Annotated in this window: 22 protein-coding genes and 4 pseudogenes; 10 read left to right on the top strand and 16 right to left on the bottom strand. The window is 72.0% G+C overall.

The genetic code is table 11. The features are described from left to right. Both AB0I41_RS31565 and AB0I41_RS31560 read left to right on the top strand, forming a co-directional pair. Window positions 1-255 (top strand): hypothetical protein (locus AB0I41_RS31565; RefSeq protein ID WP_357114325.1); only part of this gene is annotated, 255 nt, incomplete at its 5' end. Window positions 256-337: 82 nt separating this feature from the next. Then, on the top strand, window positions 338-856 hold the full coding sequence (locus AB0I41_RS31560; protein ID WP_357114331.1) for a hypothetical protein: 519 nt from the start codon (window positions 338-340) through the stop codon (window positions 854-856). Window positions 857-898: 42 nt separating this feature from the next. Here the strand turns inward: AB0I41_RS31560 and AB0I41_RS31555 are convergent, their stop codons facing one another. The 3 genes from AB0I41_RS31555 to AB0I41_RS31545 all read right to left on the bottom strand — a co-directional run bounded on the left by AB0I41_RS31555 (window position 899) and on the right by AB0I41_RS31545 (window position 4,581). Next, window positions 899-2,071, bottom strand: a complete 1,173-nt coding sequence (locus tag AB0I41_RS31555; RefSeq protein ID WP_357114323.1) for an alanine--tRNA ligase-related protein — start codon at window positions 2,069-2,071, stop codon at window positions 899-901. Window positions 2,072-2,326: 255 nt separating this feature from the next. Then, window positions 2,327-3,475, bottom strand: a complete 1,149-nt coding sequence (locus AB0I41_RS31550; protein WP_357114321.1) for an acyl-CoA desaturase — start codon at window positions 3,473-3,475, stop codon at window positions 2,327-2,329. A gap of 14 nt (window positions 3,476-3,489) precedes the next feature. Next, complete coding sequence (locus AB0I41_RS31545; RefSeq protein WP_357114319.1) at window positions 3,490-4,581, bottom strand: ferredoxin reductase; 1,092 nt, start codon at window positions 4,579-4,581, stop codon at window positions 3,490-3,492. 83 nt (window positions 4,582-4,664) lie between these two features. Here AB0I41_RS31545 and AB0I41_RS31540 point away from each other — a divergent pair, with 83 nt between their 5' ends. Then, complete coding sequence (locus AB0I41_RS31540; RefSeq protein ID WP_357114317.1) at window positions 4,665-5,885, top strand: helix-turn-helix domain-containing protein; 1,221 nt, start codon at window positions 4,665-4,667, stop codon at window positions 5,883-5,885. A gap of 165 nt (window positions 5,886-6,050) precedes the next feature. Next, on the top strand, window positions 6,051-6,710 hold the full coding sequence (locus AB0I41_RS31535) for an HNH endonuclease family protein (RefSeq protein ID WP_357114315.1): 660 nt from the start codon (window positions 6,051-6,053) through the stop codon (window positions 6,708-6,710). 140 nt (window positions 6,711-6,850) lie between these two features. Here the strand turns inward: AB0I41_RS31535 and AB0I41_RS31530 are convergent, their stop codons facing one another. The 8 genes and pseudogenes from AB0I41_RS31530 to abc-f all read right to left on the bottom strand — a co-directional run bounded on the left by AB0I41_RS31530 (window position 6,851) and on the right by abc-f (window position 15,035). Beyond that, window positions 6,851-7,756, bottom strand: coding sequence for a sulfite exporter TauE/SafE family protein (locus AB0I41_RS31530; RefSeq protein ID WP_357114313.1), 906 nt, complete (start codon window positions 7,754-7,756; stop codon window positions 6,851-6,853). Next, complete coding sequence (locus tag AB0I41_RS31525) at window positions 7,753-8,346, bottom strand: rhodanese-like domain-containing protein (RefSeq protein ID WP_357114311.1); 594 nt, start codon at window positions 8,344-8,346, stop codon at window positions 7,753-7,755. The genes AB0I41_RS31530 and AB0I41_RS31525 overlap by 4 nt, the downstream gene beginning before the upstream one ends. Window positions 8,347-8,412: 66 nt before the next feature. Further along, on the bottom strand, window positions 8,413-9,813 hold the full coding sequence (locus AB0I41_RS31520) for an MBL fold metallo-hydrolase (protein ID WP_357114309.1): 1,401 nt from the start codon (window positions 9,811-9,813) through the stop codon (window positions 8,413-8,415). A gap of 128 nt (window positions 9,814-9,941) precedes the next feature. Continuing rightward, window positions 9,942-10,211: a metal-sensitive transcriptional regulator gene (locus AB0I41_RS31515; RefSeq protein WP_357114329.1), complete on the bottom strand. Its 270-nt coding sequence runs from the start codon at window positions 10,209-10,211 to the stop codon at window positions 9,942-9,944. 210 nt (window positions 10,212-10,421) lie between these two features. Then, window positions 10,422-10,709 (bottom strand): annotated as a pseudogene (locus tag AB0I41_RS31510) (Stf0 family sulfotransferase); the annotation flags it as partial. Window positions 10,710-10,950: 241 nt separating this feature from the next. Beyond that, a complete protein-coding gene (locus tag AB0I41_RS31505) occupies window positions 10,951-12,582 on the bottom strand; it encodes an MFS transporter (protein WP_357114327.1) in 1,632 nt (543 codons plus the stop codon). Beyond that, entirely contained in the window at window positions 12,579-13,274 is a 696-nt protein-coding gene (locus tag AB0I41_RS31500) for an SDR family oxidoreductase (protein WP_357114307.1), read from the bottom strand. Before AB0I41_RS31500 ends, AB0I41_RS31505 begins: the two co-directional genes overlap by 4 nt. A gap of 123 nt (window positions 13,275-13,397) precedes the next feature. Next, window positions 13,398-15,035, bottom strand: a complete 1,638-nt coding sequence (gene abc-f, locus AB0I41_RS31495) for a ribosomal protection-like ABC-F family protein (RefSeq protein WP_357114305.1) — start codon at window positions 15,033-15,035, stop codon at window positions 13,398-13,400. Window positions 15,036-15,929: 894 nt separating this feature from the next. Between abc-f and AB0I41_RS31490 the strand changes: the two genes are divergently transcribed. Next, on the top strand, window positions 15,930-16,364 hold the full coding sequence (locus tag AB0I41_RS31490) for a TIGR03668 family PPOX class F420-dependent oxidoreductase (protein ID WP_357114303.1): 435 nt from the start codon (window positions 15,930-15,932) through the stop codon (window positions 16,362-16,364). A 224-nt stretch (window positions 16,365-16,588) separates the two neighbouring features. Here the strand turns inward: AB0I41_RS31490 and AB0I41_RS31485 are convergent, their stop codons facing one another. The 4 genes and pseudogenes from AB0I41_RS31485 to AB0I41_RS31470 form a co-directional block, all read right to left on the bottom strand. Continuing rightward, complete coding sequence (locus tag AB0I41_RS31485; protein WP_357114301.1) at window positions 16,589-16,936, bottom strand: LLM class flavin-dependent oxidoreductase; 348 nt, start codon at window positions 16,934-16,936, stop codon at window positions 16,589-16,591. Continuing rightward, window positions 16,881-17,387 (bottom strand): annotated as a pseudogene (locus AB0I41_RS31480) (sulfite exporter TauE/SafE family protein); the annotation flags it as partial. The pseudogene AB0I41_RS31480 and the gene AB0I41_RS31485, both read right to left, overlap by 56 nt. Window positions 17,388-17,405: 18 nt before the next feature. Next, window positions 17,406-17,514 (bottom strand): annotated as a pseudogene (locus AB0I41_RS31475) (sulfurtransferase); the annotation flags it as partial. Between the two features lie 6 nt (window positions 17,515-17,520). Next, a complete protein-coding gene (locus tag AB0I41_RS31470) occupies window positions 17,521-18,108 on the bottom strand; it encodes a TetR/AcrR family transcriptional regulator (RefSeq protein WP_357114299.1) in 588 nt (195 codons plus the stop codon). A gap of 47 nt (window positions 18,109-18,155) precedes the next feature. Between AB0I41_RS31470 and AB0I41_RS31465 the strand changes: the two are divergent. The 3 genes and pseudogenes from AB0I41_RS31465 to AB0I41_RS31455 all read left to right on the top strand — a co-directional run. Then, window positions 18,156-18,704: pseudogene (locus AB0I41_RS31465) on the top strand (GNAT family protein); the annotation flags it as partial. A gap of 643 nt (window positions 18,705-19,347) precedes the next feature. Continuing rightward, complete coding sequence (locus AB0I41_RS31460) at window positions 19,348-19,689, top strand: antibiotic biosynthesis monooxygenase (RefSeq protein WP_357114297.1); 342 nt, start codon at window positions 19,348-19,350, stop codon at window positions 19,687-19,689. Beyond that, window positions 19,649-20,026 carry a hypothetical protein gene (locus AB0I41_RS31455; RefSeq protein WP_357114295.1) on the top strand — a complete coding sequence of 126 codons (378 nt, stop codon included), beginning with the start codon at window positions 19,649-19,651 and terminating at the stop codon, window positions 20,024-20,026. The genes AB0I41_RS31460 and AB0I41_RS31455 overlap by 41 nt, the downstream gene beginning before the upstream one ends. A 167-nt stretch (window positions 20,027-20,193) precedes the next feature. On the opposite strand, the gene AB0I41_RS31450 is transcribed toward AB0I41_RS31455, so the two are convergent. After that, the gene (locus tag AB0I41_RS31450; protein ID WP_357114293.1) at window positions 20,194-20,889 is read right to left on the bottom strand and encodes a GntR family transcriptional regulator; all 696 of its coding nucleotides are present in this window, start codon (window positions 20,887-20,889) and stop codon (window positions 20,194-20,196) included. A gap of 122 nt (window positions 20,890-21,011) precedes the next feature. Between AB0I41_RS31450 and AB0I41_RS31445 the strand changes: the two genes are divergently transcribed. Then, window positions 21,012-21,875 (top strand): oxaloacetate decarboxylase, encoded by an 864-nt coding sequence (locus AB0I41_RS31445; protein WP_357114291.1) that lies wholly within the window; start codon window positions 21,012-21,014, stop codon window positions 21,873-21,875. Between the two features lie 38 nt (window positions 21,876-21,913). Continuing rightward, complete coding sequence (locus tag AB0I41_RS31440; protein ID WP_357114290.1) at window positions 21,914-22,918, top strand: tripartite tricarboxylate transporter substrate binding protein; 1,005 nt, start codon at window positions 21,914-21,916, stop codon at window positions 22,916-22,918. Window positions 22,919-23,009: the final 91 nt, after the last annotated feature.

Raw genomic sequence — 23,009 nt, 5'->3', positions numbered from 1 at the left:
CCCCTCGACGGCCCCGGACCCAACCCGCTGCTCCAGCAGCACCCGGCCATGGGTGCGCCGCCGGCCGCCGACCACGACGCGCTGCCCCACCTGCCGGCCGGGGGTGCCGGCGGCGGGGAGGCCGCGGAGCAGGTCGCCTGGCTCATCCGGGTGGCGAGGGCCTACCGTTCCCCGGAGGTCACCCGGCTGCGCGCCGGGCGCCCGGCGACCGGCGCCAACGGGCGGAACGCGGAGAGGGGACAGCGTGTCCAGTGAGACCCCGGTCGTCGCACCCGCCGAGCCCGGCGTGGCGCGGATCGTCACCGAGCTGTTCGCCCCGGCCGGGTGGGCGGCGGCGATGCCGGTGGTCGTCGCGCTGCACGCCACCGCGCCGGCCTGGCTGACCGGCCTCGGCTGGGCGCTGCTGGCGGTGCTGTTCAGCGCGGTCGTGCCGTACGGGATCGTCTGGCTCGGGGTACGGCGCGGCCGGCTCACCGACCACCACATCGGGGTGCGGGAACAGCGGCGCGGGCCCCTGGTCGGCGGGCTGCTCTCGGTGCTGGCGGGCCTCGCGGCGCTGGTCCTGCTCGGGGCGCCCCGGGCGCTGGTGGCGATGGTGGTGGTGATGTTCGCGGTGCTGCTCGTGGTCACCGCGGTCAACCAGGCCTGGAAGCTCAGCGCCCACGCTGCCGTCTCCGCCGGGGCGGTCGCGGTGCTGGTGGTCGTCTTCGGGCCCACGCTGCTGGTGGCGTTCGGGCTGGTGGCGCTGATCGGTTGGTCCCGGGTGCGGCTGGGCGACCACACCGCCGCCCAGGTGCTCGCCGGCGCCGCGGCCGGCGTGCTGGTCGCGGCGCCGACGTACCTGCTGCTCGGCTAGACCACCGGTCCCGCAAGCCACCCTCTCCGGTCCGCGGCCGGGTCAGCCCGCCTCGCCCAGCGGCCCGTCGACCAGGTCGCGGGGCAGCCCGTGGGTGTCGTGCAGCCACGCGTAGTCGGCGTCGGTCAACGGCCCCCGGGATCGGCGCCGGTCGACCACCGGCCGCCCCCGCCGGAGCAGGCCGAGGAAGCGGCGCTCCTCGTCGGCGAGCACCTGGCGCAGCGGCCCGACGTCGCCGCGCTGGCGGAACCGGCGGACGGTGGCCGCGTACGGCTCGACGGGCAGGTCGGCGAGGGTCCGCGACGGGTCGTCGCGCCACAGCGTGGTCAGCGCCCGCCGGACGAGCCGGCGCAGCACGTAGCCCTGGCCGGTGTTGGACGGCCGTACGCCGTCGCCGAGCACCACCACCGCGGAGCGCAGGTGGTCGCAGACGATCCGGTACGACGTCTCGTCCAGCCGCCACCGGTCGCGGACAGCGTCGACCCAGGGGGTCAGGCCGTCGCCCTCGAAGACCGACCGGCCGCCGCGCAGCACCATCTCCAGCCGTTCCACGCCCATCCCGGTGTCGATGTTGGGCTGGGGCAGCGGCTCCAGCCGGCCGTCGTCGTGCCGGTGGTAGCACATCCGCACGTGGTTCCAGACCTCCGTCCACCGGTCGTCGCCGCCCGGGGTGCCGGTGGGCGGCCCGTCACCGGTCCAGACGAAGATCTCCGAATCCGGTCCGCACGGCCCGGTGGGGCCGTTGGACCACCAGTTCTCCTCGCGATTCAGCTCCACCGGTACGCCGAGGTCGGTCCACGTCGCCAGCGCGGTCTGGTCCGGGCCGACCTGGTCGTCGCCGCCGAAGACGGTGGCGTGCAGCCGGCCCGGGTCGACGCCGAAGCCGTCGGTGAGCAGTTCGTGCCCCCAACGGATGCTCCGTTCGATGCCGTAGTCGCCGAGCGACCAGGTGCCGAGCATGTCGAAGACGGTCAGGTGGGTGCGGTCGCCGACCTCGTCCAGGTCGGTGGTGCGCAGGCAGCGCTGCACGTTGACCAGGCACCGGCCGGACGGGTGGGGACGGCCCGCGAGGTACGGGGTCAGCGGGTGCATCCCGGAGGTGGTGAAGAGCACCGGGTCATCGGGCGGCGGGATCAGTGAGCTCTCCGGCGCGGACCGGTGGCCCCGCCGCTGGAAGTGCTCGACGAAGGTATGGACGATCTGGTCGGGTGTCATGGCGCGGGCCTTCCGGGTCGGGGCGACCGGAACGGCCCGCCGCGCGGACGCGGGGTGCTGACGCGGAAACGCCGGCGGACCGTTTCCGGTCGCCGGCGAGGGGTCGGGATGATCAGGCGGCGGCAACCGGCGAGCGGGAAGCTCGCGCGGCTGCGGCGGTGGTGCGCCTGATCTGCATGACCCGACCGTACCGCGCCGACGGCGCCGCCGCCCACCGCATTCGGCGGCGGGGTCGGCGGCGCCGTCGCGGGTGGATCAGGCCCCGGATGCCGCGAGGGTACGGGTGGACAGGTCGTCGGCCGACGTCGGTCGGGCCGGGGTCCGGTTGGGCAGCGACAGCCGGATGACCTTCCACCAGGCCGACCCGACCTGCTTGGGCAGCGGGCCGGTGATGTACTTCAGCCCGTACCGGTCGAACAGCGCCCGGACCTGCGGCGCGATCTCCTGGTAGCGATTGCTCGGCAGGTCGGGGAAGAGGTGGTGCTCGATCTGGAACGACAGGTTGCCGGTCATGATGTGCATCAGCCGGCTGCCGCTGATGTTGGCCGAGCCGAGCATCTGCCGCAGGTACCACTCGCCGCGGGTCTCGCCCTCGATGGAGGACTTCTCGAAGGTTTCCACGCCGTTCGGGAAGTGCCCGCACATGATCACCGAGTGGCTCCACAGGTTGCGGATCAGGTTCGCGGTGAAGGTGGCGGCCAGGGTGCTGAGGAAGGACGGGCCGGACAGCAGCGGGTGCACGATGTAGTCCTTGAGCACCTGCCGGCGGATCTTGCGGCCGACGGCGCGGGCCCGGGCCCGGAACTCCGGGGCCTTGTGCCGGCCCTTCTGCAGGTTACGGCCGAGCTCCAGGTCGTACGCGGCGATGCCGTACTCGAAGAAGCAGGCGTTGACGAGGTTCCACAGCGGCTGGCCGAGGTGCATCGGGTGCCACTTCTGGTCCTCGTCGACGCGCATGATGCCGTACCCGAGGTCGTTGTCCCTGCCGAGCACGTTGGTGTACGTGTGGTGCAGCTGGTTGTGCGAGTGCTTCCACTGGTCGGCCGGGGAGACGTGGTCCCACTCCCAGGTGGTGGAGTGGATCTTCGGGTCGCGCATGAAGTCGTACTGGCCGTGCAGGATGTTGTGGCCGATCTCCATGTTCTCCAGGATCTTGGCCACCGCGAGGCCGGCGGTGCCGACGACCCAGGCCGGCGGGAAGAGCGAGAAGAGCAGCACCGCGCGGCTGCTCATCTCCAGCGTCCGCTGGGTCTTGATGACCTTGCGGATGTACCTGGCGTCCGACTCGCCGCGCTCGGCGATCACCCGGTCCCGGATCGCGTCCAGCTCCTTGCCCAGGATCTCGATGTCCTCGGCGCTCAGGTGGGCGATCGGGTTGTCCGGCTTCTTCTGGATCACGGTCACGTCCGGCCTCCTGTCTACAGATCGATGTCGCAGGTACCGGCCGCCGCCGACACGCAGGTCTGGATGAGTACGCCGTCGCCGGGAACGGCCGTGGTGACCTCGCCGGTGCGCAGGTCGCGGACGGCCCCCTGGCGCAGCGGGAGGACGCAGCCGTAGCAGATGCCCATCCGGCAGCCCGAGGGCATCAGCACCCCGGCGGCCTCGCCGGCGTCGAGGATGGGGGTGGCGCCGTCGGCCGCCACGGTGGCGCCGGCCCGGGTGAAGGTGACCGTGCCGCCCTCGCCGGGCGCGATCACGGTCGGCCGGAACCGCTCGGTGTGCAGCCGGCGCGCCGCGCCCCCGGCCCGCCAGTGCTCGTCCACCGCGTCGAGCATCCCGATCGGGCCGCAGGCCCAGGTCTCGCGCTCCAGGTGGTCGGGGACCAGCCCGCCCAGCTCGTCGACGCCGAGCAGCCCGTCGGTGTCGGTGTGCCGCTCGACCAGCCGGATCGCGCCCTGCGCGGCGAGCGCCCGCAGCTCGGCGCCGAAGACCACGTCGGCCGGGCTGGGCGCGGAGTGCACGACGACGACGTCCGAGCGGGTGTGCGCGCCGGCCCGCAGCATCCCCATGACCGGGGTGACGCCGCTGCCGGCGGTGAGGAAGAGGACCCGGGCCGGAGCGGGGTCGGGCAGGACGAAGTCGCCCTGCGCCTGGTCCAGCTGGACGATGGCGCCGGGGCGGATCCGGCGGACCAGGTGGTTGCTGACCTTCCCGTCGGGGATCGCCTTCACGGTGACGCGGATCCGGCCGTCGGGACGCCCGGGAGCCGAGGTGACCGAGTACGCCCGCCACTGCCGGACCCCGTCGACGTCGACGCCGAGGCGTACGTACTGCCCGGGGGTGTGGCCCCGCCAGGCGCGGCCGGGCTGGATGGTCAGCGTGGCGGCGTCGCGGGTCTCGGCGTCGACGGCGACCACGCGGCCACGCAGCGCGGCCCCGGCGCGCAGCGGCGCGACCAGGTCGAGGTAGTCCTCCGGGAGCAGCGGGGTGGTGACCGTCTCGGCGAGCCGGAGGAGCCGGTCCCGAACGGAGCGCCTCGTCGGGGGACGCGGGACGGTGGTGGTCATATGACCAGGGTCGTCGCCCGTTCGCATAACATCTTGACCGGTAAAGGTGAATTGACCACAGATTCTTGTTCAGGGAGAACAACATGACCGATCCTTCCGGGGCAACCAGCCACCGGGCGGCCCACCTGGAGCTGGACGAGCGGGTGGCCGACCGGCTGCGCGGCCAGCTGCCCGTGGTGGCCGAGCGGACGGTCAGCGCGATCACCGCCGAGGTCCCCGACTACTCGGGCACCCTCACCGGGCAGATGCGCGACAAGATCGAGAATGCGGTCCGCATCGCGCTGGGCACGTTCCTCCAGCTCATCGAGCGGGCCGAGGCCTCCGACCCGAGCACCCCGTTGAGCCGGGCGCTGGAGGCCGCGTACGCCCTCGGCAGCGGCGAGGCCCGGTCGGGACGGAGCATGGACGCGCTGCTGGCCGCGTACCGGGTGGGTGCCCGGGTGGCCTGGCGGGAGGTCTCCGCCACCACGGTGCGCAACGGGCTCTCCGCCGAGCGGGTGGCCGCGTTCGCCGAGCTGATGTTCGCCTACATCGACGAGCTCTCCGCCGCCAGCGTGGCCGGGCACGCCGACGAACTGGCCAGCGCCGGCCGGGTTCGCCGCCGCTACCTGGAACGGCTGGTCCAGCAGCTGCTCGCCGGCGAGCCGGAGGACGTGCTGCGCCGCAGCGCCGAACGGGCCGAGTGGCCGCCCCCGCAGACCCTCACCGTCGCGGTGCTGCCCCGCAGCAACCTACGCGGCGTGCTCGCGCTGCTCAGCCCGCACACCCTGGAGAGCGGCGAGGACCTGCCCGGCGTCGAGCTGGCCGAGGAGCCCGCCGTGCTGCTCGTCCCCGACGTGCACGGCGGGCGCCGGCGGCGGCTGACCGGCGCGCTGCGGGGGCACCGGGCGGTGGTGGGGCCGGCCCGGACGTGGACCCGGGTCGCCCAGTCGTACCAGCGGGTGCTGCGGGCGCTGGCGCTCGGGCTGGACCGGCCGGAGGACGGCGCCCCGCTGGACACCGAGCAGCAGCTGGCCCGGCTGGTGCTCAGCACCGACCCGGAGGCCCTGGCCGACCTGCGGGCCCAGGTGCTGCAGCCGCTGTCGGCGCTGCCCCCGGCGACCGCCCAGCGGCTGGCCGAGACGCTGCGCTCCTGGCTGCTGCACCAGGGCCGGCGCGACGACGTGGCGGCGGACCTCTTCGTCCACCCGCAGACCGTGCGCTACCGGATGGGCCGGCTGCGGGAGCTGTACGGCGAGCGCCTCAACGACCCGGCGACGGTGCTGGAGCTGACCCTGGCGCTGGCGTTCCTGCCGTCGGAGTGAGCCGGCCGTCACCAGTGGCCGCCACCGTGGCCCGGCGTACCCCGCGATTGTCATCGATTCGGCGACGCTGCGTCGCCCATCGTTCACAAAGTTGATCTGGATATCGGCTGCTATCTCTGTCCATATGTATGGAGGCGACAACGCCCCCTCATTGGACGGAGCACCATGACCCGTACCCTGCGCGCGACGGCCACGATCCTCGCCGCCACCCTGGCCGTTACCCTCGGCCTCGCCCACCCCGCCTGGGCGGCCAGCTACTCCGCCTCGCTGACCACCGCGGTCGCCGGCCTCCCGGTCGCCACCGAGGTCCGCACCGGCTACAGCCGGGACCTCTTCCCGCACTGGATCGACGCCGACGGCAACGGCTGCAACACCCGCAACGAGGTGCTCATCGCCGAGGCCACCACGAAGCCCACCATCGGCTCCGGCTGCGCCCTGTCCGGCGGGCGCTGGTACTCCTACTACGACAACGCGTACTGGACCCTCACCAGCGACATCGACATCGATCACATGGTTCCGCTCGCCGAGGCCTGGGACTCCGGCGCCCGCAGCTGGACGACCAGCCGCCGCCAGTCGTACGCCAACGACCTCGGCGACAGCCGCCCGCTCGTCGGCGTCACCGACAACGTGAACCAGTCCAAGAGCGACCAGGACCCGGCCACCTGGATGCCCCCGTACGCCTCGGCCCGCTGCCGCTACATCAACGAGTGGGTCGCCACCAAGATCCGCTGGCGGCTCACCGTGGACAGCGCCGAGAAGAGCGCCCTGACCAGCTGGGCGAACAGCTGCCCCAACGTCACCATCTCGGTCACCTACGCCTACTGATCGGCACTTCCGGCCGGCCCGCCGCCACGCGGGCCGGCCACTCCCGACATGCCGGGATCGGGCTGCCCGGACGGAGACACGGCGAAGACACGGCCGAGGGGCGCTGGAGAACCGGCGCCCCTCGGGCCGTACCTCGGTCGTCAGGCCGGCGGGCTGGTGCGCGCCGCCGCGACGTCGTCCGTCCGCCCGACGGCGGCCGGGTCCTTCCTGCACCGCCACGCGGTCCCGGTGACGGCCGTCGCAACGGCGAGGCCGAGAGCGATCCAGAGCACCGGGTTGGTCCGCACCCCCTCAGGAAGCTGCTGCGCGAGCACGAAGACGCCCATCACCACGACGAACCAGCCGAACGCCCTGCGCAGCACGTCCTCGGGGACCCGACCGGCGAGACGCCCGCCGAGGACGCTGCCGACGACGGCGGCCGCGGTCACGGCGGCGGCCAGCCCCCAGTTGATGGTCACGGTGGAGAGGTACCCGGCCAGGCCGGCGAAGGACTTCATCGCGATGACCACCAGCGAGGTGCCGACCGCGACCGGCATCGGCAGGCCGCCGAGCAGTGCCAGGGCGGGCACCACCAGGAAGCCGCCGCCGGCCCCGACCAGGCCGGTGACCAGGCCGACCACGACCCCGTCCAGGACGACCCGGAGCACCGGCAGCTCGTGCGGCACCGGCCGGCCGGCGGCGGACCGCCGGCCCCGGATCATCGCGACCGCGGTGGCGAGCATCATCAGCGCGAACCCGGTGAGCAGCACCGTGGCCGGGATGAACTGCGCCAGCCGCCCGCCGGCGTACGCGCCGGTCATGCCGGCGAGGCCGAAGACCAGTCCGGTACGCCAGCGGACCCGGTGCGCCCGCGCGTGCGGCAGGACGCCCACCGCGCTGGTGGCGCCGACGACGAGCAGCGAGGTGGCGATGGCCTCCTTGGCCGGCAGGTCGGCGACGTAGACCAGCAGCGGTACGGCGAGGATGGACCCGCCGCCGCCGAGCAGACCGAGGCTGACGCCGATGAGGACGGCCAGCGCGACGGTCAGCGCGAGGCCCACGGTCATGACCGCGTTCCCACTGTCGGCCCCTCCCGGAGCTGACCGACGACGCTGTCCAGGTCGCAGCTGGCGCCCCGGTTGTAAGGCAGCCTGCTCAGCAGCATGCCCATCGCGCAGGTGTCGGTCAGTGCGGCGAACGTGAGCCCGGCCCCGACGAAGGCGGCCACCCACTTCAGCCCGGGGACGAACACCGAGGCCAGAACGCTGACCAGGACGATCGAACCGGCGACCAGGCGGACCTGGCGTTCCAGGTCCCAGCGCGGCCTGCCCCGGCTGATCGGCGCCTGGGCGGCCCGCCAGGCCGTGATGCCGCCGTCGAGGATCTTCAGGTTCGGCAGGCCGGCGTCGGCGAGCACCTGGCCGGCCTGGCCGGCGCGGGTGCCCGAGTGGCAGATCAGCACCACGTCCTCGTCGAGGTGCTGCCGCAGTTCGGCGCGGTGCTCCCTGAGCAGGTCCAGCGGAACGTTGTAGGAGCCGGGGATGTGCGAGGTCTCGAACTCGCCGGGGGTGCGCACGTCCAGCAGGCGGGGCGCCCGGCCGGAGTCGATCAACTCGCGGAGGCCGGCAGCGTTCAAGGTGGTGGGACGGGTGCTCATGTTCTCCTCATCCAGGGGGTCGAAGCAAAGCTGGCCGGACGCCACCGTCCGGGTCTGGCGTACGGGTCAGGCGGCGCCTGCCATGGCGACGCCGGCGCCGGCGGCCCGGTCGAACATGTCGTCGATCACGACCACCTGGCGGCCGGCGTTGGCCAGCATCGACGCGGCGGCGGTGGCCCGGTAGCCCGAACCGCAGTGCACCCAGATCACGCCGGCGGGCACGTCGGCAAGCCGGCGCGGCAGGTCGGGCAGCGGGACGTGCACGGCGCCCTCGACGTGGCCGGCGCGCCACTCGTTGGTCATCCGCACGTCGAGGACCACCTGCGGGTCGGGCAGCCCGGCCGGGGTGTTCCCCGCGCGGGCGGCGGCCAGCGCCGGAAAGTCGGCCATATCCAGCTCGCGCAGCGCCTGGGGGCTCGCGGCCCACTGCTCGGGCCGGCCGGTGGCCTGCGCGGCCGGCCGGTCGATGCCGATCCGCACCAACTCGCGCTGGGCGTCGGCGACCTGCTCGGGGTTCTCGGCGAGCAGGGTGATCGGCACGCCCCAGTCGACGAGCCAGCCGAGCCAGGTCGACATCGGGCCGTCGAGGCCGAGGCTGACCGTGCCGGCGAGGTGCGAGGCGGCGTACGCCTTGCGGTGTCGCAGGTCGACCACCCACTGGCCGGCGGCGATCCGCTCCCGCAACTGGTCGGCGTCGGCCCGGGTCACCGGGGTGAGGTCGACCGGCGCGGGGCCGGCGCTGTTGGCGACGCCCATGTGGGCGTAGTACGCCGGGTAGGCGTCGAGGCCGGCGAGGGTCTCGGTGACGAAGTCGTCGGCGGCCAGCCGCAGCACGGGGTTGGCCCGTTTCTCCCGGCCGATGGTCGACTCGGGGGCGTCTGCCTGGCTGGCCGAGCAGAAGCTGCCGAACCCGTGGGTGGGCCACACCTGCGCGCCGTCGGGAAGCAGGTCGGCCAGCCGCCGGGCCGAGGAGTGCTGCCGGTGGGCGAGTTCGTGGGCGTGCTGCTGGCCGAGCAGGTCGGTGCGGCCGGTGGTGCCGAAGAGCAGGGAGCCGCCGGTGAAGACGCCGACCGTCCGCCAGTCGCCGTCGGCGGCCTCGTCGAGCACGTACGACAGGTGGTGGAAGGTGTGCCCGGGCGTGCCGACGACCCGCAGCCGCAGGGTGTCGGAGATCGGGACGACGTCGCCGTCGGCGACCGGATCGCGGGCGAACCGGACGTCGTCGGCGGCGGCGACCAGGTAGCGCGCACCGGTGATCCGGGCCAGTTCGAGGCCGCCGGAGACGTAGTCGTTGTGCACGTGCGTCTCCACCACGTGCGTGATCCGGACGCCCCTCTCCCCCGCCAGGTACAGCACCCGGTCGATGTCGCGCTGCGGGTCGACGACGATCGCCAACTGCCCGTCGGAGGCCAGGTAGCTGCGGTCGCCGAGCGAGGAGGTCGCGAGGACGGACACCTCGACTGTCACTTCGTTCTCCCTTCATGTTCCCGCATACCCCAGGGGGTATGCGGAGGTCACACTTCCGCGCCTCAAGGTGCGGTTACCCGCCCCCGCCGCCGACAGGCGGCGGGGGCGTCAGGTCTCCGGGTGGCGGGTCACGCGAGCGCCAGGAAGAGCTTCTCCAGCTCCTCCTCGGTCATCTCCGGGGCGTCACCGCGCTCCCGAGCGGCATTGCAGTGCCGCATGCCGGAAGCGATGATCTTGAAACCGGCCCGGTCGATCGCCTTCGACACGGCCGCCAGCTGGGTCAGGGCCTCGCGGCAGTCCTCGCCGTTCTCCATCATCTCGATGACCGCGTTGAGCTGCCCCCGGGCCCGCTTGAGCCGGGTCAGCGCGTCGCCGGTCATCTCGGGTCGAAGCTTCACCATGCACCTCCGGCCACCAACATACCCCCGGGGGTACCCGTCCGCCACCCCGAGGGCCTGCGGCCGGTCGGTGACGCCGACCACCCGGTGCTGCACCCGTCGGTCCTCGTCCGGCGGAATGCCTGAACGGCTTGCGGTGCCGCACCGTCCCTCTCTACGACCGGCTGGGCTTCCACAAGATCCCCCGGTACCCGACCCCGGACGCTCGGCCCACAGCGGCTCGTCCGGCGCGCGGAAGTACGCCTGTGGACGGCCGGCGACCCCGGTGGAGGCCAGCAACCCGAGCAGCAGCGAACTGCCGGTGCGGGCGTGGCGCAGACCAGGGTCGATGACACCGCTCAGGGCCGGCCGTGGGCGACTAGCCGCCGGCTCGGCGGGTACGCGCTGCCCATGGGTAGCCAGAAGCACAACAAACACGACACCGGCGGCGAGTCGGCCCGAGGCCGGCGACACCCGGGCAGCGGCGCCCCGGGGCGACAGGGTTCGGAGGTCGAACATTCGCCCAAGCGCCGGCACGAACGGGCGGCGACCGGTACCTCCGGCAGCGAACGCGACCACGGCCGGGCAAAGGTCGCACACGACGGCCGTGTCCACCGCCAGGGTACGGGCTGAGTCTGGCCCGGCCAAGGCGATCAGCAGCCCGTCGTCGCGCCGGTTCCACGCGAGGCGGACCATGCACCGCGTCCCGATGGGGGCGCGGTGCAACGGCGCCCGGGGCGAGCGCTGCGTGCTCGGGCGCTCACGGCGCTTCCCGATCGTCGGACAGCGCCGGTCCGGCAGCGGCGGGCAGCAGGTGCCGCACCTCCGGCTCGCAGTCGGCGAGGTCCCCGGCCCGTTCCTCCGCCGCCTGGTCGGCCCCCGTCAGTCGTCCCCCGTGCTGGCGCAGGTGCTCGTCCCACGACGGCACCAGGTAGACCTCGACGAACCGGTCCACGGCCTCACCCTCCCGGAAGAGTCCCCACCGCATCGCGCCGGTGCGCTGCCGCGAGCCACGGACCAGGTCCATCGCGTCCAGGAAGTCCTGCTGACGTTCCGGCCGGACGGTGTAGGTCACCACCACCAGCACGGGACCGACCCGAGGGTCCGGCTCGTGCGCCAGTTCCAGCCGGGGCCAGTACGTGGCCGGGTCCCTGTTCACCCCGCGCAGGTCGGGCAGCGGCCAGATCTGGGACGTCACCGCGCCGAGCAGCATCAACACACCGGCCGCGACGAACGCGGTGACCAGTCCTGCGACGTCGGCCAGCACACCCCAGGCGAACGCACCGACGGCCTGCCCGCCCCCCTGGACCACCTGGTAGACGGCCAGGCCCCGGGCGCGTACCCAGCCGGGCAGATACAGCTGAATCTCGGCGTTGATGTTGGCGAGCACGATCACCCAGGCCAACCCGGCCGGCAGCAGGGCGACCAGCACCACCGGGACGACCCGGACCGACGCCACCACCAACAGCGTCATGCCGTAGAGCGCCCCGGCCAACAGCAGGAACTGGTTGGCTGTCATCCGGGTCCGGATCCACGGCAGCAACAGGCCGCCCACGATGGCGCCCACTCCGAGGGCGGCCAGCAGCAGACCGTACCCGCTCGAGTTCATGCCGAGGCGGCGGCTGGCCACCAGCGGCAGTAGCGCCCACAGGATGCTGGCCGGTATCACGAATACCAGCGCGCGGCGCAGCAGCCGGCGCACGATCGGCGAGTGCCGCACGTACCGGCCGCCGGCGCGCAGGGCGGCGGTGAACCGCTCGGGCACCTCGACGGCCCGGGCATTCCCGGGACGCCAACGAACCAGCGCGAACGCGAAGACCAGGAAGGCCACGGCGTTGAGTCCGAAGACCGGCGCGACGCCCAGCCGGGCGATCAGCACACCCGCCACGGCCGGCCCGATGGCCCGGGCCACGTTGACGCTGATCGAGCCGAGCGCGGAGGCCGCCCGCAACTGTTCCCGCGGTACCAACTCCGGGATCACCGCCGCCCACGCCGGCAGGGTGAGCGCCTGCCCCACGCCGAACGCGAAAGTGAGCGTGAGCAACAGCGCTGGCGGCATCCGGCCGGTCGCGGTGAGCAGGGTGAGCGTCACCGCCACGGCGACCAGGAAGAGCTGCACCGAGATGAGCAGATGCCGGCGGTCGAAGGTGTCGGCCAGCGCCCCGGACGGCAGGGCCAGCAGCAGCACCGGCAGCAGGCTGGCGGTCTGGACCAGGGCGACCAGCGTCGAGGCCTTCGGCTCGTGGATCAGCAACCACTGGGCGCCGACGGTCTGCATCCAGGTGCCGATGTTGGCGGCGAGCAGGGCGAGCCACAGGTTCCGGTAGACGACGGTCCGCAACGGGGCCCACGCCGAGACCGTAGGCTCGGCCGTGGCGCCTTCCGGCGTCACCACCGCCCGTCCGCGCGCAGCACGCGCTCACCGGAGACGTAGAGGTCGTCGGGGTCCAGCAGCAACAGCCGTACGACCTCGGCGGCGACCTGCTCGGGCAGCGCGTAGACCTCGTCCAGGAACTCGGCGCCGACCCGTTCCTGCAGCCGGGTCGGCATCGGCCCGGGATGCAGTTGCATCACCTTGATCCGGTTGCTGTGCTGTGCCTCGGCCAGCGACTCCACCAGGCTGCTGCCGTAGCTCTTGCTGGCGCGGTAGACCGGGATGCCCGGCCGGGCCTTCACCACCGCCATCGCGCCCACGTACACGGCGTTGCCGTAGCCCTGCCGGCGCAGGTGGTGCAGCGCCTCCTTGAACACGTACGTCGTGCCGAGCGCGTTGACCTCCACGGCCCGCCGGATGTGCTCCGGGGTGAGGTCCGCCAGGTCACCGCCGGCCCACACCGAGGCGCAGGCCGCCACGCCGTCGACCGTCCCGTACGCGTCCACCACCTCGGCGAACGCATCGCGGACCTGGTCGTAGGAGGCGACGTCGCAGACAGTGCCCGCACAGCCCAGATCGGCGGCCACCGCCGCCACCTCCTCCGGCACGTCGCCGAAGACGGCCACCCGGTGTTCGTCGGCGAGCAGCCGGGCCACCGCCAGCCCGAGTCCGCTGGTAGCGCCGACCACCACGTAGGTTCTGACACTCATGTCCCTCCAGTCCGCCACCAGCGGAGACGCGACGGCCCGGCCTTCCCACTCCTCCGGATTTCACACCTGCGGGCCCACCCGACGGCTGCCTACACCGAAGGCGTGCTGCCATCCGGACGAGCGTCAGTCGGCGTCGGGCGCCCCCGTCTCCAGCAGCCGTCCCCCGGAGAGCCGCAGCCAGCGATCCACCCCGATCTCGGCGAGGAACCGCTCGTCGTGGCTGACCACCACGAACGCGCCCTGGTACGCGGCGAGTGCGCTCTCCAACTGGGCGACGCTGACCAGGTCGAGATTGTTGGTCGGTTCGTCCAGCAGCAGCAACTGGGGCGCCGGCTCGGCGCACAGCACGCAGACCAGGGTGGCGCGCAGCCGCTCCCCTCCGGACAGCACCCCGACCGGCAGGTGGATGCGGGAACCCCGGAACAGGAAGCGGGCGAGCAGCTTCATCCGCTGCGCCTCCGGTGTCCCGGGCGCGAAGGCGGCGAGGTTCTCCGCCACCGTGCGATCGAGGTCCAGCAGGCCCAGCCGTTGCGACAGGTACGCGATCCGCCCGTCGGCCCGCCTGACCCGGCCGCTTTCCGGCTCCAGGTCGCCGTCGACCAGGCGGAGCAGGGTGGACTTGCCGGCGCCGTTGGGCCCGGTCAGCGCGATCCGCTCGGGCCCCCGGATCACCAGGTCGGCGCCCTCCCCGGCGAACAGCACCCGGTCGCCGTAGCGGACGTGCATCCGCTCGCCGGAGAAGACGGTGCGTCCGGCGGGGACGCTGGTACCGGGCAGGTCCAACACGATCCGCTGCTCGTCGCGCAGGGCGCGCCCCGCCTCGTCGAGCCGGGCCCGCGCCTCGCTGACCCGCGCGGCGTGCATTTCCCCGGATCGGCCCGCCGCCTCCTGGGCGCCCCGCTTCATCGTCCCGGCGAAGATCTTCGGCAGGCCGGCGTTCTTCAGGTTGCGGCTGGCGTTGCTGGCCCGCCGCTCAGCCCGCTCGCGGGCCTGCTGCAGCTCCCGTTTCTCCCGCTTTACCTCCTGCTCGGCGTTGCGGACGTTCCGCTCGGCGACCTCCTGCGCGGCGCGCACGGCCTCCTCGTACGCGGTGAAGTTGCCGCCGTAGGAGCGGACCTCGCCCCGGTCGAGTTCGAAGATGCGGTCCATGCGGTCGAGCAGCGCCCGGTCGTGGCTGACCAGCAGCAGGCAGCCGTGCCAGTCGTCGAGCTGGTCGTAGAGCAGGCGCCGCGCGTCGAGGTCGAGGTTGTTGGTCGGTTCGTCGAGCAGTAGGACGTCGGGCCGCTTCACCAGCTGCGCGGCGAGGCCGAGCGAGACGACCTGGCCGCCGCTGAGGGTGTCCAGGCGGCGGGTCAGGGGGACGTCGGCGAGTCCGAGCCGGTCCAACTGGGCCCGGGTGCGCTCCTCGATGTCCCAGTCGTTGCCGATCGTGGTGAAATGCTCCTCGCTCGCGTCCCCCGCCTCGATCGCGTGCAGCGCCCTCAGCACGGGGGCGACCCCCAGGACCTCGGAGACGGTCAGGTCGCCGGCCAACGGCAGGTTCTGCGGAAGGTAGCCGAGCAGCCCCTTGACGGTCACCGACCCGCCGGTGGGCCGGCACTCGCCCGCGATCAGCTTGAGCAGGGTGCTCTTGCCGGCGCCGTTGGGGCCGACGAGACCCGTACGACCGCCGCCGACGGTGAACGACAGGTCCGCGAAGACGGGAGTGTCGTCGGGCCAGGAGAAGGAGAGGTTCGAGCAGATGATGTACGCATCGGACATGCGGAGGACCTCGGATGTGATGCGGGCGCGCCACGGCCGCCCGGCGGGCAACAGGGGTGGTCGATGAAGACACGGCCTCCCGGCGGCCGGGCGCTTCCCGCGCGCCTGCCGGTGGCCGAACACGTCCGGTGTCACCCGGAGATGTCGTCGTCACCCGCCATGTCTGGTCTCCCTGTTCCGATCACTCGCCGCCGACATTACCAGCAGCGGACCCGTCGTCGAGTGAGCGTAGCCCCGGGCCGGAAGCGACCTGACGCGGTGCCGGGCGACTGGTCCGGGCGCTCGTGACCGCCACCCGCCGCGCCGGGGTGAACCGACAGCCCGCAACCGGTTCACTCCCGAGCGCATGTGCCGGCGAAGCCGGCATCCATCCGTCCGGATCTTTCCGCGCGACCGCGGCCGGCCCGAGTTTGGTCCACAACCTGCCGGGAAGCGGCCCCCGGCGGGAGAGCGCCCACGCTGCTTCCCGCGTCCGGTCCGGTTGCTCATCAACTCGGGGCCCCAATGAAGATTCACGACCCGGCCAGCCAGGCGAAGGAAAAGGACTACGACGTCACGGACGTCGAGCGCCTCATGGGTAAGCGCGAATGGAAAGACTACGACGAGGTGATCAAGTGGCTCGAGAAGGAGGGAGACGCCGACCGGCGGTTCACTCCTGGCGAGGTGCGGCACATGATCGACGACCTGTCCCGCCTTCGGGACGCGAAGAAGCCCTTTCCCCATGATCCGGAAAAGCTCTACTCAGCGATGAAGAGTGGGCGGTGCCCCTCAGCTCGCCCCTGGCGCCGGGCAGCCGACGCGCCGCCCCGAGCCCATCTTGATGCCGGCCGGGCGCCGGAACGGCAATCCCCGATGCCGGCACTCCCCCGGCCGGCCCCGACTAGCGTCAGGCCTGTGCCCGCCAACGAACTCCGGCACCGGGTCCGGTCGGCCCGGACGGCGCGACTGGCCACCGTCGGCTCCGACGGTCGTCCACACCTGGTGGCGGTGTGCTTCGTCCTGCTCGGCGACATCGTCTACCACGCCGTTGACGAGAAGCCCAAGCGCCACCGGCGGCTGCGCCGGCTGGAGAACATCCGGGCGACGGGACAGGCGTGCCTGCTCATCGACGAGTACGACGAGGACTGGTCGAAGCTGTGGTGGGTCCGGCTGGACGGGCACGGCTGGCTGGTGGACGACCGGGCGGAGGAGGCCGCCGCTCGCGCTGCCCTGGTCACCAAGTATCCGCAGTACGCCGAGCGGCCACCCGGAGGTCCGGTCGTCGCCGTGAGGGTGACCCGCTGGTCGGCGTGGTCGGCTGCGGAAGGAACAGTGGCCCCGGCCGGGTGAGCGCGGAGGAGACCCGGTCCCGCGCCGTCGCCGGGCTGTCAGTGGTTCGGGGCGAGGGCGCCGAGCACCTCGTCGGCCCGTCGCAGCGAGGCGTGCGGGTCCACCCGAGGTGAGCCGATCTCCGGGTCGAAGTTGAGGTCGACGAACAGCTCCGTGATCCCGGCCTCGGCCAGTCTGCCGAGGTCGGACCGATCTGCTCGAGGGTGCCGGTGAGCGGCTCGCGGTCAATCGCGCCGGCTCGGCGTACCCGGACCGCCTCGGCAAACGAACCGTAACGAGCCCGAATCGCGGTCGGCGTCCGCTGCGGCGGCCTTGACCACCGCGACCGCCTCGCCGATGCCCTTCAGGTCGGCCTGACTGCCACTGACCCAGCCGTCGGCGAGCCGACCCGCCCGGCGCAGCGCCTCGGGGGCCTGGCCGCCGAGCAGGATCGGCGGGTGCGGTAGCTGCACCGGTTTCGGCTCCATGCGGGTCGCCGGAAACTGGTAGAACTCGCCGCGGTGCGCGACGACGTCGTCCTGCCAGAGCGCGGAGAACGGCGGGCACCACCAGGAAGCCGCCGCCGGCGCCAACCAGGCCGGTGACCAGGCCGACCACCACGCCGTCCAGGATCACCCGGAGCACCGGCAGCTCGTGCGGCACCGGCTTGCCCTCGGCGCTGCGACGGCTGCGGATCATCGCGATCGCGGTGGCCAGCATCATCACCGCGAATCCGGTGAGCAGGAAGCCGGCCGGGATGAACTCGGCCAGCCGGCCGCCGGCGTAGGCACCGGTCATGCCGGCGAAGCCGAAGATCAGTCCGGTACGCCAGCGCACCCGGTTGGCCCGGGCGTGCGGAATGACGCCCACGGTGCTGGTGGCGCCGACGACGAGCAGCGAGGTCGCGATGGCCTCCTTCGCGGGCAGGTCAGCGACGTAGACCAGCAGCGGCACGGCAAGGATCGACCCGCCGCCGCCGAGCAGCCCGAGGCTGACGCCGATCAGGACGGCCAGCCCGATGGTCAGTGCCAGGGCGGCGGTCATGCCCGCCCCCCCTGTTCTCTCGCGCAGCCGGCCGGCGATGGTGTCCAGGTCGCAGCTGGCGCCCCGGTTGTACGGCAGCTTGCCCATCATCATGCCCATCGCACAGGTGTTGGTGACGGCGGAACGTCGCGGTTCAGCGGGTTAGCGCGGCGAGGAAGTCGTCGACGAGTTGGGTCTGCGTCGCGGCCGGCAGCCGCTCGGGGTCGAACAGCGCCTGAACCACCAGGCCGTGGGTGAACGACAGCACGATCGTCGCGAGCGAGCCTGACTCACCGTCGGGAAGCTCGCCCAGCCGTTGGGCGTCCTCGATGGAGGTGCGCAGGCCTGCGCGAAGGCGCTCGTAGCGAACGCTCTGGGCAGCGAACAGGTCCGTATCGGACAGGGCGACGTCCCAGGAGCCAACCCAGATCCGGTTCATCGCCGCTGCATCGGGAGTCAGCGGGAGGATGTTGAGCATCTGCGTGCGCAGCGCCGCTAGTCCGGGTGCGGGAGCGGCCCGGCGGGGGCGCTGCGCGGTGCGCGCCTCGAGGATGTCGAGGGCGTGGGCGATCAGTTCGCGCTTGCCGGCGAAGTAGTGGGTGACCAGTCCGGTTGAGGACCCCAGGGCCGCTGCCACGGCGCGCATGGTGAGGCCGCCGAAGCCGTGCTCGGCCAGGACCTGCCAGACCGCTTCGGAGACGTCCTGGCGGCGGGAGTCATGGTCGGTGCGTGCCGGGCTCATGGTCTGCTAGCGTACATGCCAAACGTTTGTTATGTACGGAGGACGTGATGTTCGCGCTGCCCCTCGCCGACTCGGCCGTGCTGCGCCCACTGGAACTGTGGCAGGCCGAGGAGTTCCTCGCCCACCTGGACCGGGCGCGCGAGCACATCGCGCCGTGGGTGTCGCACTCGTTCGTCGCACGCGACCTCGCCGAGGCTCGCGCGGTCCTACAGCGGTATGCGGACAAGCGAGCTCAGGACAGCGGCGGCATCTGGGGGATCTGGCTGGACGGCTCGTTGGCCGGCGGCGTCATGTTCGTCTCCTTCGATGCGGCGCTAGGCGTCTGCGAAGCGGGCTGCTGGCTGGAGCCCGGAGCGCAGGGCCGTGGGCTGATCACCCGAGCCGCGGAGCGAATCATCGATTGGGCCGTCGAGGAGCGCGGCATTCACCGCGTCGAGTGGCGCACCAACGCCGACAACATCCGCAGCATCGCGGTCGCCCAGCGGCTGGGGATGAGCCGCGACGGGACGCTGCGACAGGTGTTCCGGGACGGCTCGGGCGGACGGATCAACCTCGAGATCTGGTCGGTGCTGGCCGACGAATGGCGGGCCCGCCGCACCGACCTACTGAACCTGTCAGCACCCGGGAGCACCATGTCCGCTGAGGTGAAGGCCGAACTCGACGGCTTGATGGCCACCTTTCTCGGTGCCTTCGCCAACCCGGGCGGCACCAGACCCAACGTCGAGGCGATCTCCAAGGTGTTCATCCCCGAAGGGATGATCATCAGCAACGTCGGCGCGACTCCCGTGATCTACGATCTGCGCCAGTTCGTCGAACCTCGGGAGAAGATCCTCACCGACGGGACGCTGACCGGGTTCCGGGAGTGGGAAACCTCGGAGACCACCAAAATCTACGGCTCGATCGCCCACCGGTTCAGCGAGTACCGCAAGTCCGGCTACCTTCACGGCGAATGGTTCGAGGGCCGGGGCATGAAAACGACCCAGTTCGTCAAAACCCCATCGGGCTGGAGAATGAGCTCGCTGGCCTGGGACGATGAGGCAACCCCCACGCCCGTCACGACAGGTGTTTGAGCGGGACCGAGCGTGTCAACGACGACCCTCCTGCAGCGCCGCCATCCGCCCTGCCATGACACAAGCGTGACCGCACTCCCACCAGACGATCGCGGACACATGCCAGATGCTGACGCCGCTGCCGACGTGGCGGTGACCGCCGGCCTACACGCCAAGCCTGGGGATCGCCTTGACCAAGCCCACACCGACGTCACCGCCCGAGCCGCCCTACTACGCCGTCATCTTCACCTCTGTTCGCACCGCCGGCGACCACGGCTACGACCAGCGCGCTGAAGAGATGCTGGACCTCGCGGCACAGCAGCCGGGATTCCTCGGAGTCGACTCGAGCCGCGGCGCCGACGGATTCGGGATAACCGTTTCCTACTGGACCGACGAGCAGTCCATCGCCGCGTGGCGCGACCACGCCACCCACGCGGCCACCCGCGCGCAGACCGAACAGGGCCACCAGGCGGGCGGCTCCGTCGGTGAGCATGGCGACTCGCCGGACTGTCGAGCGGGACTTCTCCGGTGATGGCGTGCTGGGCGGCGAACGGGTCCGCGGCTGCCACCCGGTACCCGCCGGGCTGGTTGCGGGCGGCCAGCCCGGCGTGCTTCATCCGCAGCAACGCAGCTTCCTTCTCGGCCGAGCCGAACGGGTGCCGGTGGGCTTCGTCGAGTTCGGCGCGGGCCGTCTTGTCCACCCGGTCGTCGGTAATGACCTTGATGCCATCGGTGGTGTCGATGAGCACCGTGACATCACCGAGCACCAGGTACTCCAACGCCGTGTCTTCGCGTGGCCGGGTCGTAGGTGCAGGCCACCAGAAGTGAGCACCGGTTCTTCACCTCGCCGTACAGCTCGTCTGTCGTAGGGAGCACAGCCCGCAAGCCGTCCTAGGACAAAAGGTCATGGCTGTTGCCTTGGCACGGCGAGCAGCGTGATGATGCTGCTGGCCCTCACCAACCTGCAACGACAGCCAACCGTCGGCCGCTTTGCACCGCATCAGCAGATCCGCGCCGGTGGCGGCGCTCTCTGGCGTTAGCCGGAGAGCCGCCGCCCGAGCTGTTGGCCCGGTACGCCGCCGCTGGCGGCGTGAGCGGCGGAGGTGGCGCTCTGCTCGACGTGCACTCGCATCGCCTGCTCGGCCCGTTCGGGATCGCCACTGGCCAGGGCATCGTAGATGGCCTGGTGCTCGACCACCGCGAGGTCCGGTCGGCCGGGCTCCCGGGTCGACAGTGACCGGTAGCGATCGACGTGGCCACGGATCTGGTGCAGCAACTGGTCGCACCATCGGTTCTCGGCGACGTCCGCGATCCGGGCGTGGAACTCCCGGCCGAGGCGCAGCACCTCGGTCTCGTCGCCGCGTAGCCGATGCATCAGTCCGATCAGCCGGTCCAGCGCGTCGAGGTCCGAGCGGGTCATCCGGGTGCAGGCGTCTCGGGCCAACAGTCCCTCCAAGCGGGCCCGGATGTCGTAGACCCGACGGATGTCGGCCAGGTCGAGCGGGGTCACCCGGGACCCGCCGGTGGGCAACTGCTCGACCAGACCTTCGGCGATCAGCAGCCGGAGCGCCTCGCGCACCGGAGTTCGGCTGACGCCCAGCGCGCTGGCCAGTTCCGGCTCGGTGAGTCGGCCGCTCGGTTCGAACTCCCCCGAAATGATCTTGGCGCGCATCAACTCGTACACCGCCTGTGCGCCCGACTGGCGTCGCAACATGGCCTGTCCTCTGGTCACCGTCTCATCCTGCCATGAATCACTGCCGCTGCACTATTGCATACAAGTACCCACGAGGTTACGGTCTCGTTCTCAGCCGGAGCAGGTCCTGGTCCGCCGGCCCGCCAGCGAGGAGTGCACCGTTGTCCGAGAGTCCCGCCCAGCAGTTGCGCGCCCGGTTGGCCGGTCCGGGGATCGTCGTCGCGCCTGGCGTCTACGACGGGCTGTCAGCGCGGATCGCCGCCCTCGCCGGCTTCGAGGCCGTGTACGTCAGCGGCGGGGCGGTGGCCCGGAGCAGCGGCGTGCCGGACCTGGGACTGCTGACCATGACCGAGGTGCTGGGCCGGCTACGCGAGGTGGTCGACGCGGTCGACGTGCCGGTCATCGCGGACGCCGACACCGGTTACGGCAACGCGCTCAACGTGCGCCGCACAGTACGGGAGTTCGACCGGCTGGGTGTGGCGGCGCTGCACCTGGAGGACCAGGTCACCCCGAAACGTTGCGGGCACTACGAGGACAAACAACTGATCTCCGTCGCCGAGATGACGGGCAAGGTCCGGGCCGCAGCCGACGCCCGCGGCGATGCCGGCCCGCTGCTCATCGTCCGCACCGACGCGATCGCGGCGGAAGGCTTCGACGCCGCGATCGCCCGGGCGCACGCGTACGTCGAAGCCGGCGCCGAAATGCTGTTCATCGAGGCGCCCACCTCGGTGGCCCAGATCGAGCGGGTGGCCGACGAACTGCACGTACCCCTGCTGATCAACATGTTCGCCGGCGGGAAGACCCCGCTGATGAACGCGGACGACCTCGCGCGACTCGGTTTCAAGCTCATGATCGCGCCGTCCGACCTGCAACGCGCGGCCATCCGGGCGATGCAGGACACCGCCCGGGAACTGCGCGAGAACGGCTCCACCGATCGGCTGTCCGATCGGATGGCGACCTTCACCCAGCGCGACGACATCATCGGCCTGCCCGCCTACCGCGAGCTGGAATCTCGATACGCCTAGCGCCCCCGGTCTCCACCTTCCCCCAAAGGAGAAGCACCATGCGCATCACCAGAACTGGCAGCATCGCGGCCGTGTTGGCCGCGCTGGTCGCGACCGTCTCCGCGTGCGGCGGCGCGTCCGGCAAGAGCGGCGGCGAGCAGAGCGCGCAGCAGCTCGGCCGGCTCAACGTCATCGCCCCGGCCGCGCCGGGCAGCGGATGGGACCAGACCGCGCGGGCCGTACAGGACTCGCTGCGGCGCGCCGACCTGGCCCGCCAGGTGGAGGTGACCAACGTCCCCGGCGCTTCCGGCACCGTGGCGCTCGCCCAGGTGGCGCCGCAGAAGGGCAAGAAGGACCTGCTGATCATGTCCGGGTTGGCCATGATGAGCGGCGTCCTCACCAACGGCACGGATGTGACCCTGGACGACCTCACGCCGATTGCCCGGCTGATCGGTGAGTACGAGACGATCGTGGTGCCGGCGACCTCGCCGTACCAGAAGCTCGACGACCTGCTCGCCGCGATCAAGGCGGACCCCAAGAAGGTCCCGATCGCCGGCGGCTCGGCCGGCAGCGCGGACCAGATCTTCATCGGCCTGCTCGCCAAGGCGGCCGGGATCGACCCGGCCACGGTGAACTACGTACCGTTCTCGGGCGGCGGCGAGGCCACCACCGCGCTGCTGGGCAACAAGGTCGCCGCGGGCGTCGCGGGCACCGGCGAGTTCCAGGAGCAGGTGAAGGCCGGCAAGCTGCGGGCGCTGGTGGTGTCCGCCACGAAGCCGGTGGAGAGCATGCCGGGCGTGCCGACCATCGCCGACGCCGGCCACCCGGACGTCGAGTTCTACAACTGGCGCTCGATCATGGCGCCGACCGGCCTGACCGATGAGCAGAAGAAGGCGTACGTCGACGCGGTCACCGCCATGCACACCTCCGACGGGTGGCAGGCCACGCTGAAGGAACGGTCCTGGGAGGACACCTTCCTCGCCGGTGACGAGTTCGGCACCTGGCTGGGTCAGGAACAGTCCCGGGTGACCGGGGTCCTGACCGAACTCGGACTGGTGAAGTGACCTCCCCGACCGACCCGTCGGGCGCTGCGGCCCCGGTCGGCGGTGCCCGCCGAGCTGAAGAAGGGCGGTGGCAGCGTGAAGTGCTGCATCG

The sequence above is a fragment of the Micromonospora sp. NPDC050200 genome, from assembly GCF_040656135.1.
GTDB lineage: Bacteria > Actinomycetota > Actinomycetes > Mycobacteriales > Micromonosporaceae > Micromonospora.
The sequence above is the reverse complement of the archived record's forward strand: the minus strand, read 5'-3'. Positions and strand labels throughout refer to the sequence as shown.

Bases quoted from the DNA above. Each gene is read 5' to 3' on its own strand.
- AB0I41_RS31560 (WP_357114331.1), top strand. From the start codon at position 338: ATGCCGGTGGTCGTCGCGCTGCACGCCACCGCGCCGGCCTGGCTGACC.
- AB0I41_RS31555 (WP_357114323.1), bottom strand. From the start codon at position 2,071: ATGACACCCGACCAGATCGTCCATACCTTCGTCGAGCACTTCCAGCGG.
- AB0I41_RS31545 (WP_357114319.1), bottom strand. From the start codon at position 4,581: ATGACCACCACCGTCCCGCGTCCCCCGACGAGGCGCTCCGTTCGGGAC.
- AB0I41_RS31540 (WP_357114317.1), top strand. From the start codon at position 4,665: ATGACCGATCCTTCCGGGGCAACCAGCCACCGGGCGGCCCACCTGGAG.
- AB0I41_RS31535 (WP_357114315.1), top strand. From the start codon at position 6,051: ATGACCCGTACCCTGCGCGCGACGGCCACGATCCTCGCCGCCACCCTG.
- AB0I41_RS31530 (WP_357114313.1), bottom strand. From the start codon at position 7,756: ATGACCGTGGGCCTCGCGCTGACCGTCGCGCTGGCCGTCCTCATCGGC.
- AB0I41_RS31525 (WP_357114311.1), bottom strand. From the start codon at position 8,346: ATGAGCACCCGTCCCACCACCTTGAACGCTGCCGGCCTCCGCGAGTTG.
- AB0I41_RS31500 (WP_357114307.1), bottom strand. From the start codon at position 13,274: ATGAGTGTCAGAACCTACGTGGTGGTCGGCGCTACCAGCGGACTCGGG.
- abc-f (WP_357114305.1), bottom strand. From the start codon at position 15,035: ATGTCCGATGCGTACATCATCTGCTCGAACCTCTCCTTCTCCTGGCCC.
- AB0I41_RS31470 (WP_357114299.1), bottom strand. From the start codon at position 18,108: ATGAGCCCGGCACGCACCGACCATGACTCCCGCCGCCAGGACGTCTCC.
- AB0I41_RS31455 (WP_357114295.1), top strand. From the start codon at position 19,649: ATGGCGACTCGCCGGACTGTCGAGCGGGACTTCTCCGGTGATGGCGTG.
- AB0I41_RS31440 (WP_357114290.1), top strand. From the start codon at position 21,914: ATGCGCATCACCAGAACTGGCAGCATCGCGGCCGTGTTGGCCGCGCTG.